The 15,904-nt window shown below is 34.7% G+C and carries 12 protein-coding genes; 4 read left to right on the forward strand and 8 right to left on the reverse strand.

What is annotated here, in order from left to right; translation table 11 throughout:
* Positions 1 to 17 precede the first annotated feature (17 nt).
* On the reverse strand, positions 18 to 434 hold the full coding sequence (locus AQF98_RS22240; protein ID WP_055131228.1) for a hypothetical protein: 417 nt from the start codon (positions 432 to 434) through the stop codon (positions 18 to 20).
* A 413-nt stretch (positions 435 to 847) separates the two neighbouring features.
* Positions 848 to 1,264 (reverse strand): hypothetical protein, encoded by a 417-nt coding sequence (locus tag AQF98_RS07080; protein ID WP_055131229.1) that lies wholly within the window; start codon positions 1,262 to 1,264, stop codon positions 848 to 850.
* 619 nt (positions 1,265 to 1,883) lie between these two features.
* On the opposite strand from AQF98_RS07080, the gene AQF98_RS07085 reads away from it, so the two are divergent.
* From AQF98_RS07085 to AQF98_RS07100, 4 genes are all read left to right on the forward strand, one after another.
* Positions 1,884 to 2,207 carry a hypothetical protein gene (locus AQF98_RS07085; RefSeq protein WP_200911852.1) on the forward strand — a complete coding sequence of 108 codons (324 nt, stop codon included), beginning with the start codon at positions 1,884 to 1,886 and terminating at the stop codon, positions 2,205 to 2,207.
* Positions 2,208 to 2,213: 6 nt separating this feature from the next.
* Entirely contained in the window at positions 2,214 to 2,756 is a 543-nt protein-coding gene (locus tag AQF98_RS07090) for an SRPBCC family protein (RefSeq protein ID WP_055131230.1), read from the forward strand.
* A gap of 716 nt (positions 2,757 to 3,472) precedes the next feature.
* On the forward strand, positions 3,473 to 4,483 hold the full coding sequence (locus tag AQF98_RS07095) for an NAD(P)/FAD-dependent oxidoreductase (RefSeq protein ID WP_055131231.1): 1,011 nt from the start codon (positions 3,473 to 3,475) through the stop codon (positions 4,481 to 4,483).
* 2 nt (positions 4,484 to 4,485) lie between these two features.
* Entirely contained in the window at positions 4,486 to 4,815 is a 330-nt protein-coding gene (locus tag AQF98_RS07100; protein ID WP_055131232.1) for a 2Fe-2S iron-sulfur cluster-binding protein, read from the forward strand.
* Positions 4,816 to 5,308: 493 nt separating this feature from the next.
* On the opposite strand, the gene AQF98_RS07105 is transcribed toward AQF98_RS07100, so the two are convergent.
* The 6 genes from AQF98_RS07105 to AQF98_RS07130 form a co-directional block, all read right to left on the reverse strand.
* Positions 5,309 to 5,962, reverse strand: coding sequence for a hypothetical protein (locus tag AQF98_RS07105; RefSeq protein ID WP_055131233.1), 654 nt, complete (start codon positions 5,960 to 5,962; stop codon positions 5,309 to 5,311).
* A 47-nt stretch (positions 5,963 to 6,009) separates the two neighbouring features.
* Positions 6,010 to 6,510: a hypothetical protein gene (locus AQF98_RS07110; protein ID WP_152969661.1), complete on the reverse strand. Its 501-nt coding sequence runs from the start codon at positions 6,508 to 6,510 to the stop codon at positions 6,010 to 6,012.
* A 17-nt stretch (positions 6,511 to 6,527) separates the two neighbouring features.
* Entirely contained in the window at positions 6,528 to 7,979 is a 1,452-nt protein-coding gene (locus tag AQF98_RS07115) for a RagB/SusD family nutrient uptake outer membrane protein (protein ID WP_082434935.1), read from the reverse strand.
* Between the two features lie 8 nt (positions 7,980 to 7,987).
* Positions 7,988 to 11,008, reverse strand: a complete 3,021-nt coding sequence (locus tag AQF98_RS07120; protein WP_082434936.1) for a TonB-dependent receptor — start codon at positions 11,006 to 11,008, stop codon at positions 7,988 to 7,990.
* Between the two features lie 503 nt (positions 11,009 to 11,511).
* The gene (locus AQF98_RS07125; RefSeq protein WP_055131237.1) at positions 11,512 to 13,200 is read right to left on the reverse strand and encodes a S41 family peptidase; all 1,689 of its coding nucleotides are present in this window, start codon (positions 13,198 to 13,200) and stop codon (positions 11,512 to 11,514) included.
* Positions 13,201 to 13,417: 217 nt separating this feature from the next.
* Entirely contained in the window at positions 13,418 to 15,295 is a 1,878-nt protein-coding gene (locus AQF98_RS07130; protein WP_055131238.1) for a hypothetical protein, read from the reverse strand.
* Positions 15,296 to 15,904: the final 609 nt, after the last annotated feature.

Here is a 15,904-nt window from a genome sequence, read left to right on the forward strand (position 1 = left end):
GATCTGTTATATGTAATTCAATTGTGCACTTTGCTTTCCAACAGCAATTTTACGGAGTATCCACCTACTAGTATCACTAAAACATAGCTATATGTATCAATCGGAACATTACAAGGTAGTGAGGTATAAGTAACAGCTTTACCCGTAACAATATAATATGGTGACTTATCATACCTTATGCTACAACTTCCTTCGGCCCCAGTTATTGTAACACAATAACTGCTAACCGGTAAATTATCAACGTTGTCGTTACCTGTCCAGTTGTACTGAGGGTATCCATTATAGTTTCCGATATAATTATAATAAAACCTACCAGAAGGAGGATTTCCATCTGCAATACCAATGATACATCCGTTGGCTGCGTAAGAGAAATTAAACGAGACTAATATTAAGAAAAAGGTAATGTAAAGTGCAGTCTTTGATTTTTTTTCCATTTATATGAAAAATTTAACAGCAAGATTAGCACCTTAAGAATGAGAATACAATAAACAATCCGTGAATAGGCACAAACATGAATTGAAACGTCAAATACATTATTTGGACAAAAGAACTCTAATCCATATAACCGCAATTCACTAAACGGGTTTTAACAATATAAATGTCAATCCGATTTTAGAGGTTCGTTGGTGAATTAATTATGGTTTGTTCTGATAATGTTTGAATCTATTTAAAGAGTTTTTTCAGTGTTTTTCAGCCAATACAAATCCAATTTCTCTAAGTAGAAAACCACAACCCCTTAATCCTAAATAGAACAATTTATATAGGGTTAATTATAAGAGGATTATCTACATTTTGAAATTGATAATGTAGAGTCAACAAAATTGGTTTGTCCAATCTGATAGCAGATCTAAAAGTCAACGAACTTTCTTCCTAATGGTTTCTTATCTCTCAGTCGTTCAATTTCGTCCCAATTTTTATAAGGAAGATCATATCTCTTATCTATAAAATAAGCTCTCCAACGCCAGAAAGCTAGGGGGTTTTTACTAAACAAGCGATATACTTTTTTATCCCTTAACGTGAAATGTTTACGTTTTTGAAGATATACCCGCATCATATTATTATAATCGCGTAACCATATTTCTTGAAATGTAAATGAGCCATCTGCATTACTATATCGATAAGGTCTACTACCGTCAAACACTAAATGAAATATGCTGGAAAATGGTGGAAGATTTGATATTATGATTATTGCTCCTGTTATTACAATAAGCTTTTTATATTTCTTCTTTATGACATTTAACGATAGGGCGTCTTTCATTACCATAACTTTCTCTTTTTAAAAGTGATATGAGCACGAAAATAAGTTAAACTATCCTTAAAATATCTATAATTCTCTCTTCATATGTACTTTGGCTTATTAGTTTAAGAGCGTTTGATATAAAGTTAATATCTAATCAGTTAAACCCTCCCATAACTTTTGGTAAGCTGGATAAACCTCAACCCTTTGATTACATTCTTCAAAAATGCAACCACCTAAACAACGTTAATTATAAGAGAGTTATCAATATTTAAAAATGAAACACGGTCAAGGGCGTAGGTTTATTTTTGCAAAAGAACATTACACTAGCAAATCGTCTTTTTCACTTTAAATCCTTAGGTCTAACACATTATCATTTGTTTATTGTAAATAACCTCTCATTTACTTAGAAAAGTGGCTTAGCTCTCATTGAATATCAAAAAACACATTCTAAATATGTTCGGAATTATAATATTGTACTCCAACTCTGCAACCTAGGTCTCAAAAGGCCTAGAGGTCATTATACATTTGTAGTCAAAAAAATATTTATGTATAGATCGACATCTAAATTTTATCAGGTGATTATTATGGGCATTTTATTCAGCTTATCGAATACATCTGCTTATGCACAAAAAAAAATATGCTGTTGTTCAGATTCGAACCCAATTTTGATCATCAGCCATCTGCAGCAGAACTGTCGGAGCAACAGTACCTATGGGGCGCATTTATTGGAAATCTTGTTATGCAGGAGAAATTGATAAGTGCTCACCAATTGGGTTTTGAAGAAAGAAAGCTCAGTGCCAGTCAAGAGATTTCTGAAGGTATTCATATTGCCGAAAACCAAACATTAGGAGGAAATATGGTCGTCCTTGCCAATCATATTGATGAAGCAACAGCAATCGGCAAAGATTGTCCCATCCTTGCCATAGGTGGCAATGTTGAGGTACGAGAAATTTTATCCATGGATTAAATCAAAATGGGAATTAAAATCATTATTGGAATTGGTATAGGAGCAATCCTCTTTTTTTTAGCCTTTGGGCTTTACAATGCTAGCAAGTTGAAGACAATTGAAATTACGCAATCGATAAGCATCCGAGCACCGCAGAAAAAAGTTTATGACATGATCAGCCAATTGAGCAATTATCCGAAGTGGTCGCCGTTTTTGGCACAGGATCCAACTCAAAACTATTCGGTAAAGGGAAAAGATGGTATCGTAGGTGCACAGTATCATTGGGAAGGCAACAATGGGAAAGATCTTGGCCATCAGAAAATTGAAAGTCTTGAACCAAATAGTTTTATTGGTATAAAGGTCCACATTCAAAAACCATTCAAGGCTGAGCCTATGTTTAACTATACAATACGAACTATGGGGAGCAGAACGGAAGTCAGTCAAAAATTTATTTTGCAATCTGGGTTAGTTGATGCTTATTTCCTTTGGTTATTCGGCGTGAAAAAAGAAATGGAAATCACAAATAAACAAGGATTAAACCTGTTAAAAAAAGCTTCCGAAAAATCCTAATCCATCAAGTGGGATCGTTCAATTGGCTTTTCGCTGTTCGGATTATCAGCACAGTAAAAGCTGAATTTATTTGCCAACATACATATTTGCCGTAAACACTTTTTAGTTTTAAGATGGGCTTACACTTGCTCAAAGAGTACAATAACCTTAACACCTAGATAGAGATGAAAAAGTGACCCAGGCTTCGGCAAAGTAAAGAGACTATATTCTAAAGGTTAGAAATAGTAATATTTTAATTTAGGAGGGTTATGGTGGATGCCTACCCCTCCTTATTGCTATTTATCTCAGAAGACAATCATATTCCATTAAAACATTTATCTACATTTTTGAAATTATTGATGTGAAATCAACAAAATTGGCTTATCCAATCTGATAGCAGATCTAAAAGTCAACGAACTTTCTTCCTAATGGCTTCTTATCTCTCAGTCGTTCAATTTCGTTCCAATTTTTATAAGGAAGATCATATCTCTTATCCGTAAAATAAGCTCTCCAATGTCAGAAAGCTAGGGGTTTTACTAAACAAGCGATATACTTCTTTATCCATTTCTCTATCTTTTTAAAAACTAAGAAAATCTTTAGAAAAACAGGCTAACTATATACAATAATGGGTAACCAAAGGAGGTGTAAGTCTTAAATAGATTAATTAAAAATAAAGATTACCCTAGCAAAACTAAACAGGTTGATTTTATTTTGTAAATTTGCACAAAATTTAACACATGATTTCTACAGATATAGCCATTATTGGCGCCGGGCCCGTAGGTTTATTTGCTATTTTCGAAGCTGGCCTATTAAAAATGCGTTGTCATTTAATTGATTATCTACCTCAAGTTGGTGGTCAACTTTCAGAAATTTATCCAAAAAAACCGATATACGATATTCCAGGCTACCCTACTGTTTTAGCTCAAGAATTGATAGACAATTTAGTAGAGCAAGCCAAACCTTTTCATCCTGGTTATACATTAGGCGAAAGAATTGAAGGGCTAGAAAAACGCGGTGAAGCAGATTTCGTGCTTACCACTAACATGGGAACCATTATAGAAGCTAAAGTTGTGGTAATAGCAGGCGGCTTGGGCTGTTTTGAGCCACGTAAACCTGCTGTTGCTGGTTTAGAGCAATTTGAAAATGGAAGAGGTGTAAATTACATGATTTTAGATCCAGAGAAGTATCGTGGGCAGAAAATGGTTATTGCTGGCGGTGGAGACTCTGCCTTAGATTGGACCATCTTCTTAGCGGATATTGTTTCTGAGCTAACTTTGATCCACAGAAGTGAAAGTTTCCGTGGTGCTCCAGACTCTGTAAACAAGGTAATGGAGTTAGCAGAGAGCGGAAAAATCAATTTGGTGTTGAACAGTAACTTAAACTCTGTTTCAGGTAATGGCAAATTAGAAGCGGTAGAAGTAATTCATAACCGTACCATGGAAGCCACTACTTACGAAGCTGATCACTTAATACCTCTTTTTGGTTTAAGCCCTAAATTGGGCCCTATAGAGCAATGGAATTTAAACATAAGCAAAAGTGCCATTGAGGTAAATACCGACGATTACAGCACTAATATACCAGGTATTTACGCAATTGGCGACATCAATACCTACACCAATAAATTAAAGCTAATTTTATGCGGATTTCATGAAGCTGCATTAATGAGCCATAGTGCTTATCAGTATATGAATCCAGGTATTAAATACACAATGAAATATACTACCGTAAATGGTGTAACAGAATTTTAAGCATGGAAGCAAACGATATTTCTATACAGGTTGAAGACAGAGAAGGCAACATCAGTACTTTGATTGCCCCTACCGATATGGGCCTTAGCTTAATGGAGTTTTTAAAAGCTAGCGAATATGATATTCTGGCCACTTGTGGAGGTATGGCACTTTGTGCTACTTGTTGTGTAGATGTAATGGAAGGAGAAGATAAACTAACTGAGATGACCGATGATGAGTATGCAATGTTAGACACCTTACCCGACTTATTGCCAAACTCTAGATTGGCTTGCCAATTACAGTTAAGCCCAGCAATGGAAGGACTTAAAGTAAGGCTACATGCAATGGACTAATTCATAAATTTATATCAAAATAAAAGGGGGTGTTTAAAAAGCACCCCCTTTTATTTTATCATTTGTATTGTAAGAGTGTGTGGTATAACTTGTTATAGTTATATGCATTCTTAACCTCTTAGCTAAATAACTACAGAAAATTCAAGATATGCATCACCATTTGCTACACTTTATGAGGGCATAGCAATAGGTGATACACATCCAAAGAATAAACTCTTGACAAGTCTATTCATGAATTAATAAATTTTAGATTAGTTAATAGTTATTTAACCTAAATATGGCATAAAAGTCTACGATATTCAAACATTATTGTTACATCATGGGCTAAAAAAACATATCTTACTGATTATTAATAGATTAAAATTTAACATTTTTTAACATCCTCAGTTGTAGCGTTTCAGCAAATGTTAAAACAGATCACATAAAGTACTTTATAACAAAAGGGCTTGTCATTTCTGACAAGCCCTTTCATAAATTAACATATTAACAATGCCTAATTTAAAGTATTGTAATATCCGGTAATTTTTTTCAAGTTGAGCTCATTTTTAAAACCTAACTTTTCTTTTGAAACATACTGCTCTATATCTTTTACTTTGTCTTTATCCAATGCCGATAAAAAAGAGTTTTTATCTAATTTAATCGGTACTAATTTACCCTCTTTTGTAAGTATAAAATAGCTTATTGTACTAACAGCAGATTTTTCAATAGCAGCAGAATTGTATACTGGAGTTTCTAAAATTTTCTTCTTTGTTCTTTTTAATAAAGATGTTTTACCATTATATAAAACTTCATAGTAGCCATCACCATTAGGTACACGTTTAAACATAGTGGTATCACCTTCTGCACCAATCAATTTAAAGTTGAGTACATCATCAGTAATTTCAATTGGCGTTTCTGATGTTAAATTATTTTTTGCCAATAAGATATCCTTTACTTGATCTAGTTTAAGATATACTTGGATTACCTTGATATTACCTTTTATATTAACTGTTCCTTTTAAGTATTTATCACTGTAAAATGGAGATCCACTTAAGTTTTCATACTGTAAGGTTGTAACAGGTCTCCCCCTAATATCGTTAATAAACTGCGCCTTACTAGCAATCGCATTTACTACAAAAAACAAAAAAAAGCCTACAAAAACTCTCATACTTAGCAATATTTAAAGCGCTCCCTTTTATAGGGAGCGCCAATTTATTAGTTTCTTAAAGTAAGTGTAAAGGTTTTATAATTTTGACTAGCTCCAATTGTACCATTTCCTGTTAAATTAATAATTAAAGGGAATGTACCAGTAGGGATAGATCCAGGGATCATGTCAACTAAAATATAACCTACAGAAGATTTAGCAGGAATAGTAATCTTACTAGAACCTGCAGGTCTAAAGTTATAATGTGTACCAGCAACAGCAGTGCTATTAGCTGCAACATTAAAGTTAACATCAATTGGACTATCTTGCTGCGCACCAATCAACTGAACATAAATAGTATCGGTAACTCTAGTATTTACACTAGCAGTTCTACCTAAAACGGTATTTAATGTTACACCAGCTGGCTGTCTTGCTGCTACTCTACCAAATAAATGGTTTTTAAATTCTACAACATTTGGACCTTGATAAGTTAAATCATCCTTTGGCATACAACCTCCAAGAAGTAAGCCGAGACAAATAAATGAAAATCCGTATAATATTATTTTTTTCATGTCTAATTTTTTAAATATTAATAACCAGGATTTTTTTGCAATCCTAATATAACCTCTGAATTAGGAATAGGCGCTAATAATCTGAAATCAGTAGCAGGAATTGTACCAACACCGGTTTTAGCTGGTTTAGTAATTCCTAAGCCTCTGCGTTTCAAATCAAACCAACGTTGTCCCTCAAAAAACAACTCTCTTCTTCTTTCGTCTTGAATAAAGTCTTTGATTGTTGCATCAGTAGGCACGGTTACGCCAGTAGCATTTCTATTTGCTCTTAAAGTAGTTACAAGAGCTGCTGCTGCAGAATATTGTGTTTGCTCGGCCAATGCCTCAGCTTTCATCAATAATACATCTGCATATCTGATTACTTTAATATAATCTGCATATGGCCCACGGGCACCGCTGTATTTATCTGACCAATTGTATAAAGGTGCTGGTACAGAAGACGTGCCTCCATATTGGAAGATCATTGCTTTTCTGTCATCACCTGGTGTAAATAGTGCAAATAATTCATCAGAAACTGTTTGCCCTCCAAAGGTAGGGATTCCATTATAAAGAGCAGGATGTGTATAACTATACAAAGATTCGTTATTACCAGTTACTCCACCTAACTGTGTAGTAGGATTAATTACGATTTCGAATAAAGATTCAGTATTTGCAGCAAGTTTGAATGCAGCAACATACTGACCAGCAGCTGCTAATCTAGCTGCTGTATTTGCTGTGTTCATTGCATCATCAAAAGCAGTTACAGCTTCAGCCCATCTACCTGAGTAAAGGTATGATTTACCCAATAGTGCATAAGCGGCACCTTTATTTAAACGAAATTGTGATGCAGAAGCACCAGAAGGGAATAAGGCAATCGATGCCTTAAGATCATCTTCTATGCTCTTATATACCTGAGCAACAGTTGCTCTTGGTACTTGCACAGCCTCTGGTAAACCAGCAGTAGCTTTTAAACGTAATGGAACACTAAGATTGAAACCTGCACCAGCTGTAGCCACATTAACAGGCTCATAACCATACACACGTGCCAAATCAAAATATACCATCGCTCTTAAGGCCAATGCTTCAGCTTTCAAACCAGCTTTTTTAGATTGTCCATTAGGATCATTTAAACCATCAATATTGTCGATAATGGTATTCACCTCGTTGATGATTGAATAACCAGCAGACCAGATATCAAACTGGGCACCTACGTTATTCACGTTTTGGCCAATGTATCTACCATTGGCATATGTCAACTCGGTATACACATTATCAGACATTACTTCGCCCATTAAAGTGAAGTTTCTACCATAATATCCAAATCCTATCAACCTTACATAAGCAGAGTTTAATAGAGACTCATAGCCTCCTACAGTAGCTAGTGCAGCACCTGTAGATATTTGATTTTTTGGCTCTACTTCTATCATTTTCTCGCATGAACTCATAAATAAGCCCAATGCGACTGTAAATATTATTAATTTCTTTTTCATATTGTTAATTATAAATCAATAGTGATACCACCTGCAATAGTTTTTGGTTGAGGATAACCATTTAAGTTATTACCTGTATTCTCAGGATCTTCACCACGATAATTACTTATAGTTGCAAGATTTAAGCCCTGTACAAATAAACTAACTCCTTGAACACCAATTTTTGAAGTCCATGCTGTAGGTAATTTATAGTTCAAAGTAATTTGTTTCAAACGGATATATGATGATTTTTGTACATATCTACTTGACAAGTTAGTTGGATCGTAACCTCCTGGTTCAGTGTAACCATCGTAAGCACGAGGTACAGCAGTAATTTGACCTGGGGTTGTCCATCTATTCAACTGACTAACCACTTGATTTTCAAGAGCCATACCAGAAGCTTCTAAGATCTGACCTGTTTGTAAATAGGTAGAGTTACCATATTGATATTGGAACAATACATCTAATGTTAAACCTTTATAAGAAAAAGTATTGCCAAAACCACCAAATGAAGAAGGGTTAGCATATCCCAATATTCTATCATCAGTATTTGCTAATGGCACATAAGTAATATTACCGTTCACATCATAGAACATTGGTCTACCATCTGCCGCATTCACACCTGCATATTCAAAACTGTACAAGATATTGGTTGGCTTTCCAACGATATAACTTGTACCAATTCTTTGTGCACCATTGTTCAATTCTATTAATTTATTTCTAAAGAAAGCAATGTTAAACATGGTTGTCCATTTAAATCCATTTTCCAGATCTAAATTGATCGTATTCAACTCGATATCAATCCCTTTACCATCTAATCTACCACCATTTTCTCTAATTGAAGTAAACCCGCTATTACTAGGTAGAGTTCTATCTAATAACAATTTGGTTGTTTTCTTTTTGTAGATATCAACAGCTGCAGTAATTCTGTTGTTGAAGAATCCCATATCCAAACCTAAGCCAATTTGTTGTTGTTGCTCCCAAGTAAGCAATGGATTTGCTAACTGTGAAGGTCTGATACTAGCCAAACCGTTATAAGCTCCAGCAGCACCTGGTGAGTTGTACAAACTGATTGCACCAAAATCGCTACCAGGCTGCGTACCAACAACCCCAAAACTACCTCTTAATTTTAAATCGCTAAGGAAGTCAACTGATTTCAAGAATTCTTCACCTTTGATTCTCCATCCAGCAGAAGCTCCACCAAATAAACCAAATTTATAATCGGCACCGAAACGTGATGAACCATCGTAACGAATATTTCCAGTAAATAGATATTTTCCTTTATAATCGTATTTCACATTACCAATTAAACTGGCAATCTTAAATCCAGTAAAAGTTGAAGTTGTAGTTAATGGTGTTGCAGCACTACTAATCAATGTAAATAATGGACTAGGGAATCCTTGAGCTGATGCACCAAGTGTTTCTGATTGGTTTGATCTGAACTCAAATCCACCTAATAATGATAAGTTATGATCATTATTAAATACTTTATTATAGTTAGCTGTGATACTTGTATTATAGTTGATATTTCTAATCAAACTCTCTGCACCAGAACCTCCAGTTGTTGCATAAGCTGGAATAGAAGATGGTCTGAAACTGTAGTTTTTAGCATCAGCAAAATCAAGACCTGCATAAAGTCTTAACTTCAAATCTGGCAATAACTTATAATTTAAAGCTAAATTACTAATGGTTTGGAAACTCTGCGTGTTTCTTTTCTCTTCATTGATATGTTGTACAATGTTGATATTTTGTGCATTTCTCAAATCAGGTGGATTTCTATAAGTCCCATCAGGCATATAAATGGTGTTATATGGAGGAATAAATAAAGCTCCTGTAAATGGTGTATTCACAAAGAAACCACCATCCGTACTAGGACCAACAGATTTAGTAAAGGCAATGTTAAGATTAGCTTCAAAAGATAGTTTATCGGTAACTTGGTTATCCAAATTTACTCTTAAACCACCTTTTTTATAATCTGATGCCAATGCTACCCCTTGTGTTCTGTTAAAGTTACCAGACATAAAGAATCTTGTTTTTTCATTACCACCACTAGCAGAAAGATTGTACTCTCCAAAGTTAGCATTTCTGAAAATAGCATTGTACCAGTCTTCTGTTGGTAAAGTTGAAGGATCAATTGTAGCTGAACCAAAACCTTGGTTCATTGCAGTAACTGCTGTGGCCACAGAATTTCCTAAACGAAGTGCACGGTTAGTAACCGCTTCTTTTCTCAATGCATAATATTGCTGAGAATTTAACATTTCGTAAGGATTGATCTGCTTGTTAACACCTTGCTGAACAGAAAGTTTAACTTGAGTTTTACCTTGTTTACCTCTTTTTGTAGTTACAATAACAACACCATTTGCTGCTTGAGATCCATAAATTGATGCAGATGCCGCATCTTTTAGAATTTGGATTGACTCAATATCAGCAGGATTAATTGCTCCCAATACGTTTTGTGTGGTTACAGTAGATAAACCACCAGCAGCAATCTGAATACCATCAACGATGTATAATGGTTGACTACCACCATTAACTGTGGAAACACCACGAACACGAACAGTAATACCAGAACCTGGTTGACCACTGTTAGTAGTTACCTGTACCCCAGCTGCACGACCTTGTAATGCTCTATCAAACGTTTGAACAGGAAGGCTTTCTATTTGCTTACCTGACACAGTAGAGATAGAACCTGTGGCCACTTGTTTAGTAGTTGTACCATAACCAGTTACAACGATTTCGCTTAACACTTTCGATTCGTCTTCTAGTGCAACATTAATTGTGTTACCAGCACCTGCAAGTGGTTTAGTAACTGTAATGAAGCCTAAATAAGAAAATTCTAATGCTGTAGCAGCAGAAGGAACTTTGATAGTATAACTACCATTAGATTCTGTTTGGACTGAACCTTGAGCTCCTCTAGTTCTTACGGTTACGCCTAGAAGTGGCTTGCCATCTCCCTTGTTTGTAACCGTACCAGTAATTGTCCGATCCTGGGCAATAGCGTTGGTAGCTATAACCATTAGAATGAACAAACTTTGTAGAAGTCTTTTCATAAATTAATAAAGTTAGGTTAATAAATAATATTTTAATTGCCTAAATATGGAGAAAAATAGGCGTTATTCAAAGGATCAAAATGTTAAAATTATTATTACAGAAATCAATCAATTGATAATCAATGATTTATAAATTAAATGTTTTAACATTTTTTCACATTTAATCAGAAAAATTAATACTAAGTTGTTGCGTTGTTAATTTATAAGACATTATGATTCATAATAATTGCTATAATTAATCAATAAGATTCATGGCTTATTATTAATTATAAATTTCTCTTATATAGTTAATTGATACAATACACAACAATTAACATGTCGCAACATTAAATAACAAAGAACCGATGTGTTATTAAGAAAATTTAGTCAGACTTAGTAATTAGATGCTACTGATCAATACTATCGTTAATAGCATAAGTTAAGTGTAGCCAAAACCAATTCGTTTTAAATGGTTAGAAGGTAAATGAAACAGAATTGAAATCAGGTGTCTAGCTCCAAAAGAGTTAATTTTCAGAGATAGTAGATTTCGGACTTCCAATAACCTTATAAGAACCATCTCCTTTTAGGATTGCCAACATATTAGGCTGATTCGTAAAAAGAGATTTTGCCTTTATTACTTCCTTATCATATTGAAACGCCTGTTCTATTTTACCCCTTTCGAAATAATAGCGACTTATAATTTGTGTTTCCAAAACTCTTTTAATTTCCGCTTTATGGCTAACCAAATCTGTTTTTTTGGTAGAAAGCATTTTTTCTTTCAAAGCATCAATATCAGTTTTAACAGCACCAAGCTTGTTTTCTTTTTGAGCTTCGGTAGTTAACTCGTTAATCAGTTTCTCAGTTGTAGAGCTATAGCTATAATCTTTACCTGCCAATGTAGCCACAAAAGCACTATAGTCCGCATCTGTAATTTGGAATGTTTTAGCATTTACAATTTCTTTATGCGTCTTCTTATATAAATTGGCATAATCAAAAAACAAATTTTTGGTAAGTAGAGATATGGTAATTGGGCTTAACATATTTGCTTCTACCAGTACATCTGGATAAACCCCATTTCCATTATAAACAGTTCTTCCAGCTCTAGTAGAGTACGCTTTCATTAATGAGTCGGCAAATTTCTCTGCAGAACCATTCTGATCTTTGTGTGCATAGTCTAAAGCCTGAATACATCGACCAGATGGTGTAAAATATTTCGCTACTGTAACCTTAACTAAACTATTATAAGGTAAATTGAAGGTTTGTTGAACAAGTCCTTTCCCATAACTTCTCTGACCTATTACAACAGCACGATCTAAGTCCTGTAGAGCTCCGGCAACAATCTCTGATGCAGAAGCTGAAGAACCATTGATTAGAACAACTAAAGGTATCTGCGGCGAAATTGGATCATTTAATGTTTTGTAACTGACTGTTTTTTCAGGGTTTCTTCCCTTTTGAACAACAATTAATATGTCTTTCTGAACAAATAGGTTTACAATTTTAACTGCTTCTTGTAAAATTCCGCCTCCATTATTTCGAAGATCCAATATAATGCCTTTTGGTTGTGATTTATTTAAATTCACCAATGCATCCTTAACTTCTTGACCTGAATTTTCTAAAAACTTATCTAAACGGATATAACCAATCTGGTCACCAAGCATTGCCGAATAAGAAACATTTGGTTGTTTGATCTCTTCACGTACCAAAGTTTTATTTATCGTAAGGCCCTCTCTAACCAAAACCAATTCTGCAGCCGACTTTTTCGGCCCACGCAACAGTTGACTGATCTGGTTTCGGTCTTTCCCAGTTGTTTCAATACCGTTGATTTTTAAAATCTGATCTCCAGGCCTAACATCTTGTTTATTTGCCGGATTACCTTCGCTTACTTCATTTACAAATAATTTATTATCTATAAACAGTGTACCAGCACCAATACCTCCATATTGTGTACTTACATATTTCAACTTGTAATCTTCAATTTCAGATTCAGGAATATACTCGGTATAAGGATCCAAGCCTTGTAACATGGCATCAATTCCGTTGCGCATCAGCTCTGAGGCATTTGTTTCCTCTACATAGTTGAGGTTAATTTCTTTATATAATGAAGCAAAAATATCTAGGTTTTTAGATACTAGGAATAGATCATCCTTAAATGAAAATGACAATCCTGCTAAGCTTAATAAGCCAATAATAATCCAAAATTTTAATTTACCCATGTCAGTACGTTATTCTTTGTTTCATTAATTAAAGAGAGAATTGTAAATGTACAAAAATGGCCAAACATTATAAAGGCTTTAGTTTTTTGAACTAAAGCCTTTTAAAAAAATTGATATCCCAACTTTTAAGAATAATCTATTAAAATAAAAAAGCAGCTCCTCATTAGAGGAGCTGCTTGCATTAAATTATATATAATTTAACTCTAAAGATTAATAATTATAATTTAATGTTTGCACTAATTGCGTTAGGGTTGTCAGTATCAACACCTTTAGCTTTTAATGACTTAATAACATCACCAGGGATTACAAATACTTGTAATGTAACTAATTTGTGAGCGCCAACTGTAGCAGCACTAACACCACCTTTGTTACCACTTACAGGGATAGTTTCACCCACAGGAACGATTGCAACGCCAGCAGGATCAGTAGCACTTAAAGTACCGCTAGCAAAACTATAGTAGTTTGTATAGTTAGCACGTGTATTAAACGATGCACCACCTGCAGGAGCTGGTCCAAATGGATTAACATTAGCTAATGCAACTGTATTGTAACCAGCAGCCATTGCAGCATCAGCTACAAGCATAGCAGGGCCTACGTAAGTAGCAACTGCAGGTGCATTTGTACCTGAAGTAATAGTCCAGTTCTGTAAAAATTTACCATCTGCATAAACAGTTGGAGTAGCAACTGGGCCTACTACTGGAGTAGCAACCTGATTAGGAGCAAAAGTAGTTACAGCGTTAGCAAAATAAGTACCAGTACCTGGGAAGTTAACAGCTGGACCAGCGATAGTCGTTGGATTAACTGTACCAAATGGATTTTGGTTAGTAAACAAACCTGAACCAGCAGTTGTAGGTGTTACATAAGAATTAGCATAGTAAGATAAATCTACCCAACCAGCATTAATACCTGCATGTACAACCGCAGTGTTACCAGCATCACCTGGGGTAACAGTACCAGCGTTATGGTATTTGTATTTCAAGAATACTTTACCATCTTGTTTGTATTTAGCAAAGTTAGGAACTAATGTATTCAAATCCCAAGTAGTTCTAGCAGAGTAAGTAGCATAATAATTAGTTGTGCTATTTTGAACTGCAATCTTTTTAGTAGTAGCTAATACTAAAGTTTGACCTAAAGCTACAGTGTTTTGCAATGCTTTAGCATAGGTTAAATAACCATAAGAAGCACCAGCATTAACTGTCAATCTGTCGATATCATCTTGAGTTAAAGTAAACTCAGCTAATGGATTAACAGTGTTTTTAGTATAACGGAATTTAGCACCTACAACGAAAACACCTGCACCAAGAGCTGCAGCATTAGCTGGAACTTGATTAAAGATGTTACTACCTGTAGCTGATTCAAAAACCATCTCTCTGTTCTCACCCCAACCACCTGTACCAGCAGCACCGCCAGCATCAGCAACTGTTCTTACTGGATACTGGTTGATACGAATCATATCATTAGCAGTTACAGTATAAGAAGAGAAAATGTTGTAGTTTTCATAACTAGGAATCATATCTTGTCCCGCAACTTTAGTAAGTTCCGCTACATTTTCAAAACCTCTAGTTATGGTATAAGTTTTAGCTGCATAAGCTTGACCTAAAGGCATTGTGTTAAGCCAAGTACCATCAGCTTGTTTTGGTCCATAAAAAACACCACTAGTTGTGTCAAAATAGAAATCACCAGTTACACCTTGAGTAGTTGGCGCACCAGCACCAGCTAAAAATTGTGTACCGTTAGTACCATTTGTACCGTTTGTACCATTTGTACCATTAGCACCTTGTAAAGAAGTACTTGTTCCTGCCCAACCAGCAGCAACTTTAGGACCCCAAAGAGTTTTTGTTGTTTTGTTGAAAGCGTAGTCACCTACAGCACCATCAGCAGCAACTGGATCAACAGTTAGACCCAAAATTTTTGAACCAGCAGCACCAGCAGCGCCCGGTACACCTTGAGCACCTGCAGGACCTACTGCACCAGCAGCACCAGTAGCACCCGTTGGGCCAGCAGGACCTGCAGGACCCTGAGCTCCATCTTTCTTACAAGCGTTAAACGCTAGAAGAGAGCTCACCATCATTACAGTTAATAAAACTTTTCTCATAATCTTAGAGTTAATAAATTTATTTTCTTTTTTTCTTGCTTACTCTTAGTACAGTTTTCAGCATTCCCTGTTGAACCATAATTAATTCATGGTACGAATATACACTTAAAACAATAATTAAAAAAAAATATTTTTTTAATTCCTTTAATGTTTAAGCTTTGTACATCTTTTACCTAAAAAAACTTTGTATCCGGCTACAAATATCAACTTTAGTTTTAATATTACCAATTTTTTTATTTTTTTTTTATTTTCATTAAATCGATCACATTAAACTTTAAGTTGCTAGTGCTCAAATCATAATTATACTTAAAAACAACTATTGCTTTATATAGTGTTTAAATCATCACTAATGATGCTTCTGCTATCCTACTATCAGGGCCTGTTTATTCATACATATATATAAGGTATAAACTTAGACAAATACCCAAAGATTAAACAGCTATATTATGTTACATGGTGATTGTCTGAATTTAGCGTATTAACACAATTTATATCAAGATTTCTCATTACAGCAAATAAGTGTTTATCATTAAAACTAATAAGTATTTTATTACTTTAGACCTGTTTTAAAATACCATCATCCTGAATATCATTTTTTATTAATTAATC

It is taken from the genome of Pedobacter sp. Hv1 (assembly GCF_001412215.1).
Classification (GTDB): Bacteria; Bacteroidota; Bacteroidia; order Sphingobacteriales; family Sphingobacteriaceae; genus Pedobacter.

What these genes read in the sequence shown, in the direction of transcription:
- AQF98_RS07130 (WP_055131238.1), bottom strand. Translation starts at nt 15,295, where the DNA reads ATGAGAAAAGTTTTATTAACTGTAATGATGGTGAGCTCTCTTCTAGCG.
- AQF98_RS07090 (WP_055131230.1), top strand. Translation starts at nt 2,214, where the DNA reads ATGGGAATTAAAATCATTATTGGAATTGGTATAGGAGCAATCCTCTTT.
- AQF98_RS07110 (WP_152969661.1), bottom strand. Translation starts at nt 6,510, where the DNA reads ATGAAAAAAATAATATTATACGGATTTTCATTTATTTGTCTCGGCTTA.
- AQF98_RS07120 (WP_082434936.1), bottom strand. Translation starts at nt 11,008, where the DNA reads ATGAAAAGACTTCTACAAAGTTTGTTCATTCTAATGGTTATAGCTACC.
- AQF98_RS22240 (WP_055131228.1), bottom strand. Translation starts at nt 434, where the DNA reads ATGGAAAAAAAATCAAAGACTGCACTTTACATTACCTTTTTCTTAATA.
- AQF98_RS07105 (WP_055131233.1), bottom strand. Translation starts at nt 5,962, where the DNA reads ATGAGAGTTTTTGTAGGCTTTTTTTTGTTTTTTGTAGTAAATGCGATT.
- AQF98_RS07100 (WP_055131232.1), top strand. Translation starts at nt 4,486, where the DNA reads ATGGAAGCAAACGATATTTCTATACAGGTTGAAGACAGAGAAGGCAAC.
- AQF98_RS07115 (WP_082434935.1), bottom strand. Translation starts at nt 7,979, where the DNA reads ATGAAAAAGAAATTAATAATATTTACAGTCGCATTGGGCTTATTTATG.
- AQF98_RS07095 (WP_055131231.1), top strand. Translation starts at nt 3,473, where the DNA reads ATGATTTCTACAGATATAGCCATTATTGGCGCCGGGCCCGTAGGTTTA.
- AQF98_RS07125 (WP_055131237.1), bottom strand. Translation starts at nt 13,200, where the DNA reads ATGGGTAAATTAAAATTTTGGATTATTATTGGCTTATTAAGCTTAGCA.
- AQF98_RS07080 (WP_055131229.1), bottom strand. Translation starts at nt 1,264, where the DNA reads ATGGTAATGAAAGACGCCCTATCGTTAAATGTCATAAAGAAGAAATAT.